Here is a 19,664-nt window from a genome sequence, read left to right on the forward strand (position 1 = left end):
GCAGGCTGTTAAGTTTTTTACAGGTGCAAATTTTCTGTCACAGTCGATTTTGTTCACAAATTAAATAATAAAACAGGCGCATAGTGAGAGATTCTGCACATCATTAAAATGTAAATTTTTATGGGATGAGTAAGGGGGGATGATAGGGGATGAGAATGTCTCAGCCCCAAAACCGTGATTAAGTTCTATAAAAATGAGGGCTATATTTTTCTTTTAAAAATAAGTTGCAGTGATGTTGAATAAAATACCGCCATTAAGTCTTCGCAAGCTTCAGATTTTCGCTAAGTGGTCGTTATATAATGAAGGTAGTCGGCGTTATGTCGGCGCGTAATCATAAGATTTCCCTGAAAGGGAGTTGAATTGGGCCCTGAAACCAAAAGAGGCTATTTATGAGTAGTATGGGCATTGCCATTGCGGCAACTGGCCTTTCACTCGTCCTGATATTTGTGTGGATGATCTCGTTGTCGATGCGGAAACAGAGACTCGAGGCAGAGAGGAAAGCTCGCGAAGCCGCTTATCGAAAGGCGATGCATAAAGCGCGAGAGCAAGAGCGTAAAGAGCGAGAGTTCAAAGCAGAAACCGGGCATATCCCCACCATTTTATTTCTAGCGAAAGAAGCCGAAAAGGACAACATTCGTCAAGCGCTGTATTGGTATGATAAAGCCGCTAAACTGGACAATGTGACGGGGATGTACGGCATTGTTCGCTTAAGTGAACGCATGCGCGAAGATGTGATTTTAAAAGAGCAGGCAAACTTCTGGCGTACCGCAATTGCGGGAATGGAAGGGGATACCGAAGCGAAATTTTCGACGGGCAAGGCCTTGGTCTTTGGTCGAGGAACTGAAAAAAATATCCCAAAAGGTAACCAACTGATTGAAACTGCCGCCGAAGAAGGCTGCATTGATGCCATGATTTATATGGGGGAATGGCAGCTTTCACCAGACAATAGTGCAGGACGCAGTGCAGATGCGCTTTACTGGTTTATGAAAGCGGCGGAAAAAGACAGTGCAGATGGCAAGATCCAAGTCGGCTTATGTTACCTAAATGGCATTGGTACAGAAAAAAGCATGGTTAAAGGTTGCTACTGGCTGGAACGGGCCGCGGAAGGTGGCAGTGCTAAAGCGATGTATCATGCTGGCGAAGCGTGGAAGGATAAAGGTAAAACGGGTAATGCAATTGCTTACGTTTGGCTGTTTCTTGCTGCCAATATGGGCTACCAACCTGCACGTACGTTGCGTGATGAAGTGGCAACCAATATTGGTGTTGATGTTGTCGTTGGATTGCAGTCCATAGCGAAGCCGTTGCAAAGAAAGCTGGCCTCAGGAATGGTGAGAAAGCACTCTATTATTCGAGCCCTTAACAAAGTGTACAAACGCGAAGCGTATTTTCCTGCGGAAGAGGAGCTCAATGCGGTGTTGAATGATGAGAATAAAGACGCCTCCGAAGCTTGGGAGGAGACATCAACACTAGATTTTCAGCCTAACATGACAACGGTAACAGCAGAAGGTCAGGCAAGCACATCGCCCAACGAAAAAAAACTTTCTAAAGAGGCGCTCGATTTCACTCAAAACTTCCTTCAACCATAACCTATCTTATCCAGAAGCCTCAAGAGTGAGGCTTTTCTTTTGTCTTTAAAATGTTACGCCAAACCCAAGTCAGCTCAATGCATTTGAGGCTAGACATCCAATGACGTGAAAACTCATTTTCGACATTTGGAGGACGAAAGATGATAAGTCAACCTGTTAAAATCGGTGACGACACCGCCGTAGTCATTCCAAGCGTAATCCTGGCTCAGCTCGGGATAAGGGAAGGAGATACCCTAGAAATCGCACTGAATAAAGACAAAATGGAAATTAAGAAGATGGTGTTGAAAACCAACGCTCCAACTTACTCTGAAGATATTGAGGAGAATTGAGTTAGAGAATCTTGGTTTGTCGGATACACTACTGGTTTCGCAAAACTGGCGCTTGCCGCTGTCTTTGAACTATCGATAACTACAATAAGAGGTAAGGTACTATGCAAGGTATCCTCTCTATACAATCTCATGTTTCTTTTGGTCATGCTGGTAACAGCAGTGCCGTTTTCCCAATGCAACGCATGGGTTTCGAAGTATGGCCGATTCATACCGTTCAATTTTCTAACCACACGCAGTATCAAGAAGGCTGGACTGGGCGAGCGTTTGCGGCTGAAGACATCAGCGAGTTAGTTCGTGGCCTTGGTAACATCGGTGCATTGGAAAAATGCCAAGCGGTGTTGACCGGCTACCAAGGTAGCGCAGAGCAGTGCCTTGCTGTTGAAGATACCGTGACGAAAGTGAAGCAAGCGAACCCGAACGCACTTTATGTTTGCGACCCTGTGATGGGCGCGCCAGACAAAGGCTGCATTGTGGCTCCGGGCATTGCTGAAAATCTTCTAACGCGTTTGATGCCAATGGCGGACGTGATCGTTCCGAACCAATTCGAGCTAAGTCAATTTGCTGAGATGGAAATCCACTCACTAGACGATGCGATCACCGCATGCCAACGTGCGCTAGAAAAAGGTCCAAAAGTGGTGCTAGTTAAGCACCTTTACTGCCTAGAAAATGGCAGCTTCAACATGCTATTGGCTACGCAAGAAGGCATTTACCTTGCGAAGCGTCCTCAATTTGAGTTTGCTAAACAACCTGTTGGCGTGGGCGATCTTATTTCAGCTATCTTTACCGCGGGACTCTTAAAAGGCTGGTCTCCCAAGCAAGCTTTCCAACATTGTCATGACGCATGCTACGGGGTGTTAAGTGCAACGTACCATGCAGGCGAATGGGAGCTGCAAACTATTGCTGCGCAGCAAGAGTTTGTTGAGCCAAGTAAGCATTTCTCAATTGAAGAGGTGGCTTTGGTCACCGCGTAATTGAGCGCAATTAAACAAAAAAGGGGAGCCATCATCGGCTCCCCTTTCTATTTGTTCTGTCAGTCTTACTGAGCTTTTTGCTGCTCTGATTTACAAACTGCTGCCGTAAAGACAACGTCTGTTGAGCTGTTTAGCGCAGTTTCTGCAGAGTCTTGAATCACACCGATAATGAAGCCAACCGCTACAACCTGCATTGCTACGTCGTTTGAGATACCAAACAGGCCACACGCAAGTGGGATAAGTAGTAGAGAGCCACCTGCAACACCTGATGCGCCGCATGCAGAAACCGCAGCTACAATACTGAGCAGTAGCGCAGTCAGTAGATCAACTTCGATACCCATAGTGTGCACAGCTGCAAGCGTTAGCGTTGTGATAGTGATTGCAGCACCAGCCATGTTGATGGTCGCACCTAGAGGGATAGATACTGAGTATGTATCCTCGTCCAGTTTTAGCTTCTCACATAGTGCCATGTTTACTGGAATATTCGCCGCACTTGAACGAGTGAAGAACGCAGTTACACCACTTTCACGTAGACAACGGAATACAAGTGGGTAAGGGTTTTGTTTGGTTTTAACGAACACGATCGCCGGGTTTACAACGAGTGCGATGATCATCATTGCGCCAAGAAGAACCGCCAGAAGGTGTGCGTAGCTTGCTAGTGCGCTAAAGCCCGTTGTCGCAAACGTTGAAGCAACCAAGCCAAAGATACCAAATGGTGCAAGACGAATGATAAAGCGCACAATGTGAGACACGCTGTGGCTTAGATCTTCAAATACGGCCTTCGTTGTTGCCGATGCGTGGTGTAGTGCAAGACCCAGACCCACACCCCAAGCAAGAATGCCGATGTAGTTTGCTTCTACTAGTGCATTTACTGGGTTGTCGACCAGTTTAAACAACAATGTGCGTAGAATTTCAGCAATACCTTGAGGAGGCGTTGCACCTTCAGCGCCGGTGACAAGCGTTAAATTGGTCGGGAAAAGGAAGCTTAGAACCACTGCTGATAGCGCCGCGAAGAATGTACCCATCAGGTACAGTACAACGATTGGGCGCATGTAAGTGTGTTGGTTTTTCTTTTGGTTTGCAATTGAAGCGGCAACCAAAATAAACACAAGAATTGGCGCGATCGCTTTAAGCGCACCGACAAAAAGGCTACCAATTAATCCCGCGCTTTCGGCATGGCTTGGAGAAATTGTCGCGAGCAAAATACCAAAGACGATACCGACAAGGATCTGGACGACGAGGTTACCACGAGCATATCGGGCAACGAGGCTGTTGTGTTGCATACATCATTCCTGCAATTTTATGCCAGAGTGGCAGGGCAATAGTCCATCATTACACGGCGATAATGCCCTTGTATTGCAAGGGGTGGGCATTGCTTCTGGTCACTAAGACACATGATTATCAATTATCCTGTTTTTATAAATTCAGCCATTTTCTTGCTGAATATCACATATCTTAGCTTGGTAATATTTTGTGTCTAGTTTTAGTTTGTTTTTGGATTAAATGTTTGCTCAATGTTATTTAAATAAGATTTTTATGTTGAAAATTATCATTAGTTATGAGTAATGGTTTTTAATAAAGTTGTTAAAAAGGAGACTTTCGTCTCCTTTGATTTTATTGACAACTCAAACGCAACAAATTAATAACTTTGTTGGCGCCTGCGCTTATCACTCATGGCATTTCGAGTGAGTTTCCCGAACTGTCGACTTTGAGCTCGTTGCTCTGCCAAAGTCGCACCGTTAAAGGCTTGTTCTCGCGTTAGTTTTTGATAGTTATTGAAACGACGAACTTCCAGTTTGCCATTTTCAATCGCAGTTTGAATTGCGCAACCCGGCTCAGTTTGATGTTGGCAATCACCAAAGCGACAACGCTGAGCGAGAGCCTCAATGTCAGAAAACGCCTCGCTGACCCCCGATTCACAATCTGCTAGTTGAAGCTCGCGCATTCCCGGAGTATCAATCAAGATGCCGCCATCAGGTAATAGATGGATAGAGCGCGATGTAGTTGTATGTCGACCTTTGCTATCGTCTTCACGAATATGCCCAGTTGCCTGTTCTTGTTGCCCGAGTAATGCATTAACAAGAGTTGATTTGCCAACGCCTGAAGAACCGATAAAAGCGAGGGTTTGTCCTTCTTTGCACCAGGTCATGAGTTTAGAAGCACTCTCTATTTCTAAGCCGTTGACTGTCTCTATAGCTAATAGAGGGTCGAGCTTCTGTACTTGGCTTTTTAGTTCATCAGTATTGTCACACAAATCGGCTTTGGAAAGCACGATGACGGGTTCGACTTCGGCTTCATGAGCCAAGGCAAGATAGCGTTCAATACGACTTAAATTGAAGTCGTCGTTAAGGGAACAGACGATAAACACTGTATCCACATTGGCTGCGATGAGTTGCTCTGCCACTTTGCTGCCAGCGGCTTTGCGGCTAAAGAGGCTCAAGCGATCCAGTAAGCGAACAAATTGCTGATCTTCATTTAAGATTACCCAGTCTCCGACGGTCATGTTGGGTAAAGAATGGTGGGCATTAAGATGAACTTGCCCAGTTTCTGTTGCCAATAAATAACCACTTCGGTGATGCGCAATTACACGAGCAAAGATAGTGTTGTCGTAATCGTCTAATGTCAGTTGTTGCTGAAAAAATGGTTTCCAACCCAATTGTTTTAGAGGGTTTGAAGTTGAAACTAATGTGTCACAAAAAGTATGTGTTTGATTCATTATTGAATTATCCCAGACGCAACAAAGCGCCTTAATACAAATCGCATTAGGGTCTAATTCGGATAGAGTTGACCCCGGTGAAGACCGGGCAGAGAAGGGGAGTTGTGGTTATGCCACAGAGTTGGTGCTGTTAGGATTACCCTTGCGATGCCCAGTTAGTGTTATTCAATACAATCATCTTGTGTCCTCTTCGTTGGTTAATAAATAAGTGAGTTAATTAAGCCAAAAGAGTATAGCTGCCCTTTTTTAAAGAGGGTAGCTATACTGCAAAAATATTAACTTTGTTTTGTGATGCGCTCTTCCATAATCTGCGAATACGTGTTGGCTTTTAAGCCGTATATGATTTGGACATGACGATCATCCAATATCACGACGCCATGCGCGCCATGATTTTTGAGTGCGTTCTTATCGATGACGGACGTCGCTCTGAGGGTAAGACGCAGCCGAGTCGCACATGCACCAGTTTCTAGCAGGTTCTCTATGCCCCCAATGGCGTCAATGATCGTATCGACGTCTTGTTCGACATTGGGGTTGGTATGAGTTAGGAAATTGAAAAATTGCTTCAGCACTGACTTAACCGTCATTTGAAGAGCCTTCGGTCGTTAGTTTTGAAATGGCTTCAACAATCGGTGCCGGCGAGAGCGTATGCGGTACTTTAGTGATTAACGTGCCATCCGGCTTCAAGAAGTAAAAGTAAGAGCTATGATCCAGCGTGTACTTTAGTTCCGAGCCTTCCAATTCTGTCTTGCGGAAAATGACACCATAGTTGTGTGCCAAAGGTGTCGTTACATCAAGTGGTGCCGATAGGCCTTCAATCATTGGATGGAAGTAATGGGCATATTTTGCTGATGCATCGGCCTCATCACGCTCTGGGTCTAAAGAAATGAACATCGGGCGTAGTTGTGCTTTTTGCGCGTCATCAATTTGATTCAGTGCTCCTGCCAACATTGCAAGAGAAGTTGGGCAAACGTCTGGGCAGCGAGTAAAGCCAAAATAGACGACTCGGATGCGAGGGTCATTCACATCGAAGATATTGACGGCTTGGCTATTTTCCCCAAACAATACCGTTTGTTGAGAGGTGGAACTGTCCACTAGCTCTGGCTTCGTGTTCTGATTATCTAAATAGCTCTTTACGCCAAACCCGAGTGCGAAAGCAGCTACGAGAAATAGGGACCAATTGCGGCTCATAACGATTCCTTATCTTTGCATTTTTATAGCAGGGTAAACGGTATTCTCTCCATCACTGAGTTCACCAACCCAAGTCATTGCATCCTCCGTGCAAACCGGGAGAATGATGTCACCTTGATATTGGCCAGGAGCGATTTGCTTCAGCAAAAACTTAGGCTCACCCATCTCCATTTCTCTTCCTGAAAGACTTAGGATGAGTTGCTTAGCATCGCTTGTATGCCACTCAACATTTAGAGTGGTAGGAACCAAGGGTTGAGCAGTTTCTGAGTTTAGCGTCATCGTAACATTTTCTTGGACGCAAGAGGTTGTAGAGAGAAAGCAGTATTCATCTATTGACTTGCTTTGAGTGGAAGAAGAAAAGCTTTTTATTAGAGTCGGGGCATAAAATCCCGCAACTAATGCGGCTGAAACAGCGGCGATTTGTAACAGTTTCATTAAGGTTCAGCATTTATCACTTAACATTACGAGCATCGTAGCACAGATGCGCCGCTCGCCAACTCGTGACCTCGGTAAATTGTGCGTTATACCTCGGTGACCAGCTTCTTAGTAATGCGACGGACTTTATTGCATCAAATACAGCAGAGTTTTCAATTGAGATGTTTTTGCCCTTAGCCAATAGATAAAAACGGAGCCAATTGGCTCCGTTTTTATTTGGTTCAGTATGTGTTTGATACCAAAGTTATTTATCTGAATCTGCGAATTTCTCTAGACCCAAAACCAGAGCAATGGCTGCAAGCATCATTACGACAGCAAGTACTAACTGAGAAGGTTGTGATGTCACGTGTTCAAATTCAAATGGTGATAGGTTGTGCTGTAGCAATGGCACTTGTTCGCCCTTCGAATTGGTGCGCCAAGTGATGGTTTCTTTCCATGGCCAAATCTTTGGCAACGTACCAATCATTAATCCAGTCAAAAACATCAGGGTGAAATCACGGAACTTGCGTAGTAACCACGACAATAAGTGAGAGAAGGACAGTAAACCGATCACGCAGCCAGACAAAAATAGCGCTAATGTATCGACTTGAAAACCTTTCACTGCGGCTAATACAGGAGCATACATGCCAATCAGCAGCAAAATAAAACTGCCAGAGATACCCGGCAAGATCATCGCACAAATCGCGATAGCTCCAGCGAATAAGGTGTTAATGGCCGTTGGTTCCATGTGTAAAGGTTTGAGCACAGTAATACTATAAGCAAACCCGACACCAACGAGCAGAATGACAAAGCGGACAAGATCGCGTTGCTCAACCTGACGAATAATGTGATACACAGAGACCAAAATTAGACCAAAGAAAAATGACCAAAGTGGGATCGGGTGTGTGTCAAGAAGCCAAGTAATCAACTTTGCTAGCGTTGCAATACTGGTGAAAATGCCGGCAAACAGAGCGATTAGGAAGAATCCGTTGATGTGATTAAACGCGGCTTTTAACCCTTCTTTTCGCCAGATAGAGAAAAGTGAGGGGTTAATGCGTCGAATGCTTTCAAGCAGCGTATCGTAAATACCAGTGATAAACGCGATGGTGCCGCCAGATACACCAGGTACAACATCTGCTGCACCCATGGCGATTCCCTTGAAGAAAGTAATTAAGTAGTTCATTGCTCTAATGCTAAGTCGTTTCGATGGCAGAGAGTATACAAACATTGCGATGAAAAAAGTATGAAATAGTGCTGTAACTACTTGGTTTTATATCCAATCTATTGCCTATCTTTATTACCCGCCAAGAGACAATGCCGCCGTAACGAGCTTTTAATGCTTGGTTTACATTTTTGAGATGATTAACTCTACTATCAATTATCAATCTTGGTTGCATTATGCAATTGCAATTTGCATTATAAAATTGCATTTTGATAATTTGCGCATGAATAAATCCAGCTTATATGAGATCTTGTGCCCAAAAATAAGTCTTTGCATTTTGGCATGATTAATGCATAATACTGCTCGACCCTTCTTAAGCCGAGGGTCACCTAGCCAACTGACGTTGTTAGTGAATACAATTTGTTCACACTAAATATAAGCCAATCGCGATTATTGCGGTTGGCTATTTTTTTATATGAACAACGTTACTTACGTGCTTTGCAAATTGCACTTCTCTTTCTGTCAGTCATAAAAAAGGGCTGACGTGTTACGTCAACCCTTGTGTTTTACTTTACGTTTTAACCCGTTTATCTAGCAGTTCAGTATCCCATTAACTGTAGCAAATTTTCAGCTGTCACAATGGCTTCTTTACGATTAGCAATATTAAGCTTTTGGTACAGGTTGCGAATGTGGGTTTTAATTGTCGTACCTGCCACATCCAGCTCTTGTGCGATTTGCTCGTTACTAAAGCCTGAATAAATCAGCCCCAGAACCTGCCATTCGCGTTGTGTTAATGGGCTAGTACGTACTAGCTCTGGCACATTAGGGTGATTCACCAACTTTTCAATAAAGTCTTCATCAAAGTGAATCGACCGGCTACGTTGATTCGATGAAATGTCCTTCATTAACTGTTGAGCACGGTGACGCTCAAGATCGCCCAGTTCATGGCGGAGGCTCAACTTCTCCAGCAGACCGCCAATGGTTGCACCATCAATCAGGAAGTTTCCGACCATGCCAGTTTGGTTCGTCATTACTAATGCTTCTTTTAACAGAGCCTTGGCTTGCTCCTCATCTTTTTGGCGAGCAGAAAGGACCGCTTCAACCACTAAGTTGCGATTAGTATCTGTGATTAGGTTAGTGCGACGAGCTTCACCTTGGAGAAAATCTAACGCAGTACGAGCGTCGGTATATTGGCCTAAGTTAATGTGGGCGCGAGCAATGTTACGCCATTGCAATTGAGAAAAGTGGTTGCATGCCGATTCAGGACGAACCGCAGTGTTGAGCCATTCTTGCATTGCATCGGTATTCCCGCGCGCTTGCCAAAATAGAATCAACGATAGTGAAGCGTTTGCAGTCCAATCTACGTGATAAGTCGACTGTTTCATCAAGTGCTGTATATGCTCAATGAATTTACCTGCTTTGTCTAATTCACCGCGTCCAATCGCAATACGCGCCAACATCGAATAGCTATGTAAATGCTTGCTTGGTGAATGGTTTTCGAGAATTTGCAGACCTTTGTACGCGCATTCTTCCGCTTCATCAAGTCGGTTCCAGCACCAAAGTACTTGCGCGCGAATACGCAGCAAAAATTCATGAAGAGGAACATGCTGAAGCTGCTGATCTTCAATCAGACGGAATGCGGAATCTTGTAGTTCAAAGGCAGCTTGCACGTAACCTTGTGCAATTAAAATCTCGCTTTGCTGCAATATTGCCCATAACGCTTGGTGATATACCTGATACTGACGAGCTAGCTTTTCAGTTTGTTGCATCATCGGCAAAGCACGGTCTAGTTTACCTAGCACGTGGTTAACTTCACCAACAACCGAAGTCGCCACAATTCGGCTACGGTAAATTGTGTTATCAAGTTGGCTAAGCGCTAACTCCGCTAATTCGAGAGCTTTTTCTGGTTGGTTACTGTTGATAGCCACTTGAGCAAGCAACGCGTTTGCTTGACCTTGATAATGAATATCTAACGCAATGTTACGCTTTTTGTGTTCCTCTTCCGCTTCTTCAAGCAGGTGGCCCACTTGGTTATAACGATGCTGACTTTGAGCCAACCATGCTCGGAGCATCGTAAGTTTTGGGTGGCTGAACAACAGATCATCGTCCAACTTGTTAATTGAGCTTTCCAGTGTGCTGAGTTCGCCTTGGTTAAACATCTTCCAGCCGAATTCGTTTAGGATCTCTACCACTAAGTCCTTATCATTCGATTTTTGTGCATGATGAATCGCTTGGTGTGGTGCTTTTTGTTGTAACCAAGCGATAGCAGCATTGCGGTGGAGATCTTTTTCTTGCTGAGGAATGCGAGCTTGGCGCTCATGAGATAAAAACTCGCCAAATAAGTTATGGAACCGGAACCAGTTCTGTTCCCCTTCGAGCGGGTAAATGAATAAGCCGTAACGGTTAAGCGATTCAATCATTCCCAGTGCATCTTCGCGTTGGGTAAGGGCAAACACTAACTCATCATTGAAGTGGTCAAGCACGGATACTTGCATTAAAAAGTGACGAGTTTCGTGATCGAGTAAGTCAAACACTTCTTCGACCAAGTAATCCCACAAGTGCGCGTGATTGAACTGCGATACCGACTCTACAGTTTGTGCCAATGTGCGGTTTTGATGTTGGGCTTGTAATGCGATCAACTGCATCGCCGATGGCCAACCTTCAACATAGGTTCTTAGGCTGTTCGCCATGTCTTCATCAATACCATCGGCGATACGCTGGTTAAAGAAGCGAGTGGTTTCTTCGGTATCAAACGCCAACATCTCGTTGCCGATTTCGATCATTAAATCACGAACACGTAAGTTTGCAGTGCCCAGAGGCGGCGCTGCACGACTGGTTACCACAACGGTGAGGTTGTCTGGCATGTGCTTTAAGAAGAAACGCATGGATTCATGGATTTCATCATTCGTGATTAAATGGTAGTCATCAAGTACCACGTAGCACTCTTGATGAAAGTCAGCCATTTCAGCGAATACTTCGCTAAATAGGGAGCGTAAAGACGAGATCTGACGTTTTTCCGCCAGTTTTTGTGCGTTAGCGCAACTGACGTTGGTGGCTTTGTTTAATGCTTGAAGCAGATAGTTTACAAAGCGAAAGCCGTCGTTATCGCTGTCATCAATGCTGTACCAACCGACGTTTGGCTTATCGGATAGCCACTGCGCTGCCATTGTTGTTTTTCCGTAACCTGCTGGGGAGCGGAATAAAACCAATTTGTAGTAAGGCGCTTGCTGTAGTAAGTCCAACACTCGTGGGCGCACGATGGCATTGTGCAGGCGTCCTGGTCGAGTAAGCTTAGATGGAATCCACATTAGTAGTTATGTCCTTATTTATGTATACCCAAATGACAGCAACGTGATCATTCTTGTAAAGCCCCCTTGAAAGCCGTCTTACTGAATGATGTCATCAGCATCAAAAACACTGTTTGAATGCCGGATGATGTCGCTACTGTTGGGGCTTGCGTCCGTCTGAAAAACCATTCCATACGGTCACTTAGATATAAAAGCTAGCGAAAACTAGAAATAACTCACATCGCCTAATTCTAGTTTGTATAAAAAGCGTACAATCCTGTGAGCTGAGTGGGATGTTACGACATCAGAAATGTTCGTTACTTTGATCCACTTCCTAATTCTCAAGGGTTGATGGATTTACCATCAACTACGCCCTTTATTTGTGATTGTCGTCACTTAAATATCGTTTGTTTCGTTAGCATTAAGATCGCGTTGCACATAGATTACGAAAAGTTCTTCTACGCTGACCGAGTTAATGTGACCGATATTACAATTTTCACATCATCAGATGAGTGGACTATAAAAAGCGTCATGAACGGGTTTTAACCTTTCTCACATTCCATTGTGATCAAAATCACTAAGAACTGGTGCAAAGTTCACTTTGTTGAGATTTGGATCACTAACCTAGCAATGGTACCCCCTCTACGCCCTCAGCCCTCCTCCTTCAAAGGATGAGAATTAGGAGGATGTTTATTCACAGAGGTAAATGCACGATGTATGGCAGATGAATTACCAAAAGACGTGAGAATTTCGTAATGAAACCTACTCAACAAAAACAATTTGACAAGAAGTCGTTCCAAGAAAGCGTAAAGAAACACCTATCTGTAACTTACGCTCATACGATTGAAAACGCAGACAGCCGCGCATGGTACCTAGCAATGGGGCATGCTCTGGCTGAATTTACTACTCTAGATTTGCTTGCGACAGAAGAAGATCCACGCATTAAAAGTGCGAAGAGCGTTAACTACCTTTCGCTAGAATTCCTTATCGGTCGTTTGACTGGTAACAACCTAATCAGCATGGGTCTGTACGAACAAGTAACAGAAGCAATGGCTGAACTAGGTTACAACCTAACTGATCTGCTAGAAGAAGAGCGCGACCCATCATTGGGTAACGGTGGCCTTGGTCGTCTGGCTGCGTGTTTCATGGATTCATGTGCGGCACAAGAATTCCCAACTGTCGGCTATGGTTTACATTACGAATACGGTCTATTTAAACAGTCATTCAAAGATGGTCGCCAGCAAGAAGCACCTGACGCATGGCGCGGTGTAGAAGGTTACCCTTGGGAAATTGCGCGTCCAGAACTTGCGCAAGAGATCGGTTTCTACGGTCACGTTGAAGTGATTAACGAGAACGGTAAAGAAGTTCGCAAATGGGTACCAGGCATGACAGCAAGAGCAATGCCTTGGGATCTTCCAATTGTGGGTTACGAATCAGACACTGTTTACCCGCTACGTCTTTGGGAATGTCAGGCGATCGCACCATTCTCACTAGCAAGCTTTAACAATGGTGATTACTTCGAAGCTCAGCACGCACTGATCGACGCAGGTAACATCACTAAAGTGCTTTACCCGAACGACAACCACGAGAAAGGTAAAACACTGCGTCTAATGCAGCAGTACTTCCACTCAGCAGCGTCTGTACGTGACATCCTACGTCGCCACGAAGCTGCGGGCTACTCGCTAGCGGATCTACCTAAGCAAGAGACTATCCAGCTTAACGATACGCACCCAACGATTGCGATTCCTGAACTAATGCGCATCCTGATGGATGAAAAAGGTTTAGCTTGGGAAGCGGCTTGGGAAATCAGCTCTAAGACATTTGCGTACACCAACCACACGCTACTTCCAGAAGCACTAGAGACATGGCCAGAGTCGCTAATCCAGCACCTGCTACCACGTCATATGGAGATCATTTACGAGATCAACCACCGCTTCCTACAAGACGTACGTGCAATGTGGCCGGGTGATGTCGCGAAACAACAGAAGCTTTCTATCATCGAAGAAGGTTTCCACCGCATGGTTCGCATGGCAAACCTATGTGTAATCGGCTCTTACGCAGTAAACGGTGTAGCAGCACTTCACTCTGAATTGGTTAAGAAAGACCTATTCCCAGAGTTCCACGAAATGTACCCGACACGTCTACACAACGTAACGAACGGTATTACGCCACGTCGCTGGTTGAAGTTCTGTAACCCAGGTCTGTCTCAGCTTATCACTGAGAAAGTCGGCCCAGAATGGCCAGCGAAACTAGAGCAACTTGAAGGTATTGCGAAGTACGCCACTGACGCGACATTCCAAAAAGAATTCATGGCAGTGAAGAAAGAGAACAAAGAACGCCTAGCAACTTGGGTGAAAGAGAACATGGGTATCGAGCTCGATACTAATGCAATCTTCGATGTTCAAATCAAGCGTCTGCACGAGTACAAACGTCAGCATCTAGACTTGCTACACGTACTGTCTCTGTACCACCGTATTCTTAATGAACCTGGTTTTGAGTGTACGCCACGCGTTGTGTTCTTCGCAGCAAAAGCAGCACCGGGTTACCACCTAGCGAAAGAAATCATCTTCGCAATCAATAAGATTGCAGACAAGGTGAACAACGATCCTCGCATCGGTAACAAGCTGAAAGTGGTATTCATCCCTGACTACCGTGTGAGCATGGCTGAAATCATTATCCCTGCGGCTGACGTTTCTCAACAAATCTCGCTAGCGGGTAAAGAAGCATCAGGTACAGGTAACATGAAGATGGCGCTAAACGGTGCGCTAACTATCGGTACAATGGATGGTGCAAATGTTGAGATTCGTGAGGAAGTAGGCGATGAGAACATCTACATCTTCGGTCTAGATGTTGAAGGTGTGAAAGCGCTGAAAGCTCAAGGTTACAACCCATTTGATTACTACAATGCGGATCACTTACTCAAAGCGTCAATGGACTTGCTATTGGGTGAAGAGTTCACACCAGGCCAACCAGGCTTACTGCGTGCCACATACGACAGCCTGCTAGACGGTGGTGACCCATACTTATGTCTCGCGGATTTCGCCTCTTATGTGAAAGCACACGAAGACATGAGCGAACAATATAAAGATCAAGCTGGCTGGGCGAAGAAGGCCATTCTTAATACCGCCCTTGTTGGCAAGTTCACGTCAGACCGCTCAATCCGCGACTACGTGAACAATATCTGGAAACTTGAAGCGGTGAAACGCTAATAGAACCTAGTTAAGACCAAGGTAGCCAAGCGCTACCTTTGGTCATTTTCCAAAAGAAGTTATTGATAACAATAAAACCCTACATGGAAGGTGTTGGTATTACCTTCGGAGAAAGCGATGAAAGAACAAACAGCATTAAAGAAAGTCGCGGAAATGGCGAGATTGGCTGATAGCTATGTCAGTGCTTGGGGAGATGAGGCTAAAGTGTCTGAGGAGACGCTACGCCGCTTGCTCGCTTCGCTTGGCTACGATACTAGCAGTGATGAAAAACTACTGGCTTCTGCTGAAAAGAAACATAAAAAAGACGTACTAGCCCCTGTTCTTGTTTTACGCGACGGCGAACCAGTCGAAGTGGAACTAAACCTAGGTACGAGTGCTCGTGAGAGTGAATTCAGCTGGCGTTTAGAAACAGAACAAGGAGAGGTACTTGAAGGCTATCTTCAGTCCCAAATTGTTCGTGATGAGCGTGCTGAGGGTGGCCCTCTAGTGTTTGCATTGCCAAAGAACTTGGCTTGGGGTTATCACAAACTGATCATCAGTCGTAAGCGTCGTAAAACACCTTACGAGATGTCATTGATCATTACGCCGAAAGCGTGTTTCAAACAAGACGATCTAAACCAACACAAAAAGCTATGGGGTCCTAGTATCCAGCTTTACACACTGCGTACTCAGCATAACTGGGGCATCGGTGATTTTGGCGACCTAAAACAACTGGTGAGTGATATTGCCTCTCGTGGCGGTGACTTCATTGGCTTGAACCCGATTCACTCGCTGTTCCCTGCGAATCCAGAAGGGGCAAGCCCATACAGCCCGTCTTCTCGTCGTTGGTTGAACATCATGTACATCGACGTAAGCTCTGTACCTGAATTCGCGCTAAGTGCAGAAGCACAACAGCGTGTTGGTAGCGCAGAGTTCCAACAACGTTTACAAAAAGCGCGAGACTCTCATTGGGTGAATTACACCGAAGTTTCGCAACTAAAAATGAGCGTTCTTCCGCTACTATTCAGTGAGTTTAAAGCTCGCCATTTAGACAAGAACACCGATCGCGCTCGTGCCTTCTTGGACTTTGTTGAAAAAGGCGGCGACAGCTTGCTACATCAAGCTGCATTCGATGCACTTCATGCTGATTTACATGCAGAAGATGCAAACATGTGGGGTTGGCCTGTATTCCCTGAGAAATACCGCACATTCGACGCAGCTGGTACTCAGAAGTACATTAAGGACAACCAAGATCGTGTTCACTTGTACATGTACCTGCAATGGATCGCAGACGATCAAATCAAAGAAGCGCAAGCGCTAGCCGAAGAAAAAGGCATGGCTGTGGGTTTATACCGTGACCTTGCGGTTGGTGTTGCTGATTCTGGTAGTGAAACATGGGCTGATGAAGGCGCGCTAGTATTGGATGCAAGCATCGGTGCACCACCAGATGTACTTGGTCCACTAGGCCAAAACTGGGGTCTGCCTCCGCTTAACCCTCAGGTTTTAGAAGCGACTGGCTACGACGCTTACATCAAATTGCTACGTGCTAACATGAAGCATTGTGGAGCATTGCGTATCGACCACGTACTTGGCCTGCTTCGCCTTTGGTGGATTCCAAAAGGCGAGAAAGCGACAGAAGGCGCATACCTGTACTACCCAGTTGAAGACATGCTAGCAATCCTAGCGTTGGAATCTCACCGTCATCAGTGTTCTGTAATCGGTGAAGACTTGGGTACTGTACCTGATGAAATCGTTGATATCCTTCGTGATGCGGGTGTGCATTCGTACAAAGTCTTCTTCTTCGAAACATCAAAAGACGACGGCGGTTTTATTTCTCCGAAGCACTACGCTGAGCAGTCTATGGCTGCGCTGTGTACGCACGATATGCCAACACTACGCGGTTTCTGGCACTGTGATGACTTGAAGATGGGGCGTGAGATTGGTCTGTACCCTGATGAGCAGCAGTTGGAAGGCCTATTCGCTGACCGCTTGAAGTGCAAACAAGGCATTCTAGACAGTGTTCGCTGGCATGGCTATCTGCCAGAAGGCATTGGTCATGATGCTCAGTACGTGCCAATGGATTCATACCTAAGCGAAGCGCTGCAACTGCACGTAGCCGCGGGTGACTCTGCACTGCTTAGCGTTCAGCTTGAAGACTGGCTAGAAATGGATCAACCGGTCAATATTCCTGGTACGGTGGATGAGTATCCAAACTGGCGTCGTAAATTGTCGATGAACCTAGATGAAATCTTCAGCCGTGAAGATGTGAATCGTATTTCTAAACGCCTTACTGAAGTTCGTGCACAGGCGAGTAAGTAAGATGCCTAGAGTGGCGTAGATGGACGAGCTGATTACCAATTTTTTGTTAGCTCAGAGGTACGAAAGTTCCGTCTAGGTCACTCATTCCTAAAACACAATCCGTTAGGATGAAGTACCGTTATTATGCCCGCGACAATAGCGGGCATTTTTGTATTTTGACGCCGTTTACGCAACGAACGTGAGAAGCGGAGTCTTTTTGTGAGTTCACAACGTTGGCTGTGGAGAAACCGATGTTTGATTCAGATCTCTGGTCTTGAAAAGGATGTTGGCTCTAGGGAGAAAGATTTGAAAACCACCAAAACCAAGAAAATAAAGAAACAACACGAACGCGCATACGAACTGCTTGCTGAGGCGGCTTACTCAGATCCATTTGCTGCGCTGGGTCCATTCATTGACGACGAAGCTTCGCTGAGAGTTTGGATGCCGGGCGCAAACAAGGTTGAACTACTTGTTAATGGTGAACCTCGCGTGGCGCTTGAGCGTGATGGCGACAGCGGTTTCATCTTAAAAGAGCAACGCGATTTACACCTGACCCACTACCGTTTAGCGGTCGATTGGAATGGTGTTGAACAAATTATTGATGACCCGTACCAGTATCACAATATCTACCAAGAGTACGAGCATCTGCATACGCCAAAATACATGTATCACTACATGGGCGCACACTTTGTCACGCTAGAACGTGGCGGTGAAAACATCTCTGGTGTGCGTTTCCTTGTTTATGCACCACATGCATCGGCTGTTAGCCTTGTGGGTTGCTTCAACCAATGGGATGGCCGTCGTCATCCAATGCAACGCCTAGACTACGGTATCTGGGGCCTATTCATTCCTGGTCTGGAAGAGGGGGTACAATACAAATTTGAGCTCAAAGGGCCAAATGGGGAAGGGCTTCCTCATAAACAAGACCCTTGGGGTTTCTACTCTGAGCAATACCCATCGTTCGCATCCATCACCTACGATCACAAGCGTTACCAATGGCAAGATGCGAAATGGCAAAACCGCGCAGTGACACAAAAGCGTGATGAAGCGTTATCGTTTTATGAGCTGCATGCTGGATCATGGAAGCGCGACGAGAACGGTGATTTCCTCAACTACCGCGAACTCGCGGAGCAGTTGGTGCCATACCTTGTGGATATGGGCTACACCCACGTTGAGCTGATGCCTGTGTCTGAGCATCCATTCTATGGTTCATGGGGCTATCAACCCGTTGGCTTATTTGCGCCAACTAGCCGTTACGGCTCACCTGATGATTTCAAATTCTTCGTGGATGCGTGTCACCAAGCTGGTATCGGTGTGGTGCTGGATTGGGTTCCGGCGCATTTCCCATCGGATGACCACGGTTTAGCAAACTTTGACGGCACACCGCTGTTCCACGACCCGGACCCACGTCGCGGTTGGCACCAAGATTGGAACTCATACATCTATGATTTAGGCCGTGAACATGTGCGTCGCTTCCTTGTATCGAATGCGCTGTACTGGTTTGAACAATTCCATATTGATGGCATTCGCGTGGACGCAGTCGCATCGATGCTTTACCTCGACTACTCACGTAGCCACGACCAGTGGGTACCAAACGTCGATGGTGGCAACGAAAACTACGACGCAATCGCAACCTTAAAATGGATGAACGAAGAAGTGTACAAGCACTTCCCGAATGCGATGACGATTGCGGAAGAGTCAACGGCGTTTCCGGGGGTGTCTGCGCCAACCTTTATGGGTGGTTTAGGTTTTGGCTTCAAGTGGAATATGGGGTGGATGCACGACAGTCTTTCATACATCAAAGAAGATCCTGTTCACCGCAAATACCACCACAATACCATCACCTTCCCGCTGGTTTATGCGCACAGCGAAAACTACGTCTTGTCTCTCTCTCACGATGAGGTGGTGTACGGAAAAGGCTCTATCCATAACAAGATGCCAGGTGATGAATGGCAGCAAACCGCAAACCTACGAGCATACTACGGTTATATGTATGGTCAACCGGGCAAAAAGCTGAACTTTATGGGCGCGGAAATTGGCCAAACGGCGGAGTGGAACCACGATGATCAGTTGCAATGGTTCTTACTGGAATATGAGCGTCATCAAGGTGTCCAAAAGCTGATGCGAGATTTGAACCACTTGTACCGAAATGAAGCGGCGATGCACGATCAAGATTGTGTTCCTGCTGGTTTTGAGTGGCGTCTACAAGACGAAGCGGATGCGAGCATCCTAGCGCACGAGCGTATTAGTAAAGAAGGTGAGCGTATTCTGATCATCACCAACTTTACGCCCGTACCACACGAGCGCTTTCGTTTAGGCGTTCCAAATGCAGGTCAATACGAACTGCTACTGAATACAGACGATAGCAAATACGGCGGCAGCGATTTTAAAGTGCTGACCAGTGTGAAAACGGAAAAAGTTGAAAGTGAATCACTGCCTCAATCACTTGAGCTTCGTTTGCCTCCACTTTCAACCGTGTTCTACAAGCTGCACAAATAATTTAGTCTAATCAAATTCTAAGCCCG

13 protein-coding genes are annotated in these 19,664 nt (G+C 45.8%); 6 read left to right on the forward strand and 7 right to left on the reverse strand.

Annotation, left to right across the window (positions count from 1 at the left end; translation table 11 throughout):
• Positions 1-389 precede the first annotated feature (389 nt).
• The 3 genes from NL626_RS16665 (at position 390) to pdxY (ending at position 2,886) form a co-directional block, all read left to right on the forward strand.
• A complete protein-coding gene (locus NL626_RS16665; protein ID WP_239938919.1) occupies positions 390-1,586 on the forward strand; it encodes a tetratricopeptide repeat protein in 1,197 nt (398 codons plus the stop codon).
• Positions 1,587-1,726: 140 nt separating this feature from the next.
• Entirely contained in the window at positions 1,727-1,915 is a 189-nt protein-coding gene (locus NL626_RS16670; protein ID WP_005374817.1) for an AbrB/MazE/SpoVT family DNA-binding domain-containing protein, read from the forward strand.
• Between the two features lie 101 nt (positions 1,916-2,016).
• Complete coding sequence (pdxY, locus tag NL626_RS16675) at positions 2,017-2,886, forward strand: pyridoxal kinase PdxY (protein ID WP_213886428.1); 870 nt, start codon at positions 2,017-2,019, stop codon at positions 2,884-2,886.
• A gap of 65 nt (positions 2,887-2,951) precedes the next feature.
• On the opposite strand, the gene sstT is transcribed toward pdxY, so the two are convergent.
• From sstT to malT, 7 genes are all read right to left on the reverse strand, one after another.
• Positions 2,952-4,169, reverse strand: a complete 1,218-nt coding sequence (sstT, locus tag NL626_RS16680) for a serine/threonine transporter SstT (protein ID WP_005374821.1) — start codon at positions 4,167-4,169, stop codon at positions 2,952-2,954.
• Between the two features lie 356 nt (positions 4,170-4,525).
• Entirely contained in the window at positions 4,526-5,602 is a 1,077-nt protein-coding gene (gene rsgA, locus NL626_RS16685; RefSeq protein ID WP_025768643.1) for a ribosome small subunit-dependent GTPase A, read from the reverse strand.
• 275 nt (positions 5,603-5,877) lie between these two features.
• Positions 5,878-6,186 (reverse strand): PTS transporter subunit EIIB, encoded by a 309-nt coding sequence (locus NL626_RS16690; protein ID WP_005384641.1) that lies wholly within the window; start codon positions 6,184-6,186, stop codon positions 5,878-5,880.
• Entirely contained in the window at positions 6,176-6,790 is a 615-nt protein-coding gene (locus NL626_RS16695) for an SCO family protein (protein ID WP_025768642.1), read from the reverse strand. Before NL626_RS16695 ends, NL626_RS16690 begins: the two co-directional genes overlap by 11 nt.
• 9 nt (positions 6,791-6,799) lie before the next feature.
• A complete protein-coding gene (locus NL626_RS16700) occupies positions 6,800-7,225 on the reverse strand; it encodes a hypothetical protein (RefSeq protein ID WP_025768641.1) in 426 nt (141 codons plus the stop codon).
• Positions 7,226-7,469: 244 nt separating this feature from the next.
• Positions 7,470-8,387, reverse strand: a complete 918-nt coding sequence (locus NL626_RS16705; protein WP_253657554.1) for a DUF368 domain-containing protein — start codon at positions 8,385-8,387, stop codon at positions 7,470-7,472.
• A gap of 578 nt (positions 8,388-8,965) precedes the next feature.
• Positions 8,966-11,674, reverse strand: a complete 2,709-nt coding sequence (gene malT / locus NL626_RS16710; RefSeq protein ID WP_170889944.1) for an HTH-type transcriptional regulator MalT — start codon at positions 11,672-11,674, stop codon at positions 8,966-8,968.
• Positions 11,675-12,408: 734 nt separating this feature from the next.
• On the opposite strand from malT, the gene NL626_RS16715 reads away from it, so the two are divergent.
• The 3 genes from NL626_RS16715 (at position 12,409) to glgB (ending at position 19,638) form a co-directional block, all read left to right on the forward strand.
• Positions 12,409-14,862 carry a glycogen/starch/alpha-glucan phosphorylase gene (locus tag NL626_RS16715; protein ID WP_253657555.1) on the forward strand — a complete coding sequence of 818 codons (2,454 nt, stop codon included), beginning with the start codon at positions 12,409-12,411 and terminating at the stop codon, positions 14,860-14,862.
• A gap of 117 nt (positions 14,863-14,979) precedes the next feature.
• Positions 14,980-17,160: a 4-alpha-glucanotransferase gene (gene malQ / locus NL626_RS16720; protein WP_005374838.1), complete on the forward strand. Its 2,181-nt coding sequence runs from the start codon at positions 14,980-14,982 to the stop codon at positions 17,158-17,160.
• A 234-nt stretch (positions 17,161-17,394) separates the two neighbouring features.
• On the forward strand, positions 17,395-19,638 hold the full coding sequence (glgB, locus tag NL626_RS16725) for a 1,4-alpha-glucan branching protein GlgB (RefSeq protein WP_253657584.1): 2,244 nt from the start codon (positions 17,395-17,397) through the stop codon (positions 19,636-19,638).
• Positions 19,639-19,664 lie beyond the last annotated feature (26 nt).

Origin of the sequence: Vibrio sp. Y58_MX_L22, from assembly GCF_024181865.1 — a bacterium.
Classification (GTDB): Bacteria; Pseudomonadota; Gammaproteobacteria; order Enterobacterales; family Vibrionaceae; genus Vibrio; species Vibrio alginolyticus.

Bases quoted from the DNA above. Each gene is read 5' to 3' on its own strand.
- NL626_RS16665 (WP_239938919.1), top strand. From the start codon at position 390: ATGAGTAGTATGGGCATTGCCATTGCGGCAACTGGCCTTTCACTCGTC.
- NL626_RS16670 (WP_005374817.1), top strand. From the start codon at position 1,727: ATGATAAGTCAACCTGTTAAAATCGGTGACGACACCGCCGTAGTCATT.
- pdxY (WP_213886428.1), top strand. From the start codon at position 2,017: ATGCAAGGTATCCTCTCTATACAATCTCATGTTTCTTTTGGTCATGCT.
- sstT (WP_005374821.1), bottom strand. From the start codon at position 4,169: ATGCAACACAACAGCCTCGTTGCCCGATATGCTCGTGGTAACCTCGTC.
- rsgA (WP_025768643.1), bottom strand. From the start codon at position 5,602: ATGAATCAAACACATACTTTTTGTGACACATTAGTTTCAACTTCAAAC.
- NL626_RS16690 (WP_005384641.1), bottom strand. From the start codon at position 6,186: ATGACGGTTAAGTCAGTGCTGAAGCAATTTTTCAATTTCCTAACTCAT.
- NL626_RS16695 (WP_025768642.1), bottom strand. From the start codon at position 6,790: ATGAGCCGCAATTGGTCCCTATTTCTCGTAGCTGCTTTCGCACTCGGG.
- NL626_RS16700 (WP_025768641.1), bottom strand. From the start codon at position 7,225: ATGAAACTGTTACAAATCGCCGCTGTTTCAGCCGCATTAGTTGCGGGA.
- NL626_RS16705 (WP_253657554.1), bottom strand. From the start codon at position 8,387: ATGAACTACTTAATTACTTTCTTCAAGGGAATCGCCATGGGTGCAGCA.
- malT (WP_170889944.1), bottom strand. From the start codon at position 11,674: ATGTGGATTCCATCTAAGCTTACTCGACCAGGACGCCTGCACAATGCC.
- NL626_RS16715 (WP_253657555.1), top strand. From the start codon at position 12,409: ATGAAACCTACTCAACAAAAACAATTTGACAAGAAGTCGTTCCAAGAA.
- malQ (WP_005374838.1), top strand. From the start codon at position 14,980: ATGAAAGAACAAACAGCATTAAAGAAAGTCGCGGAAATGGCGAGATTG.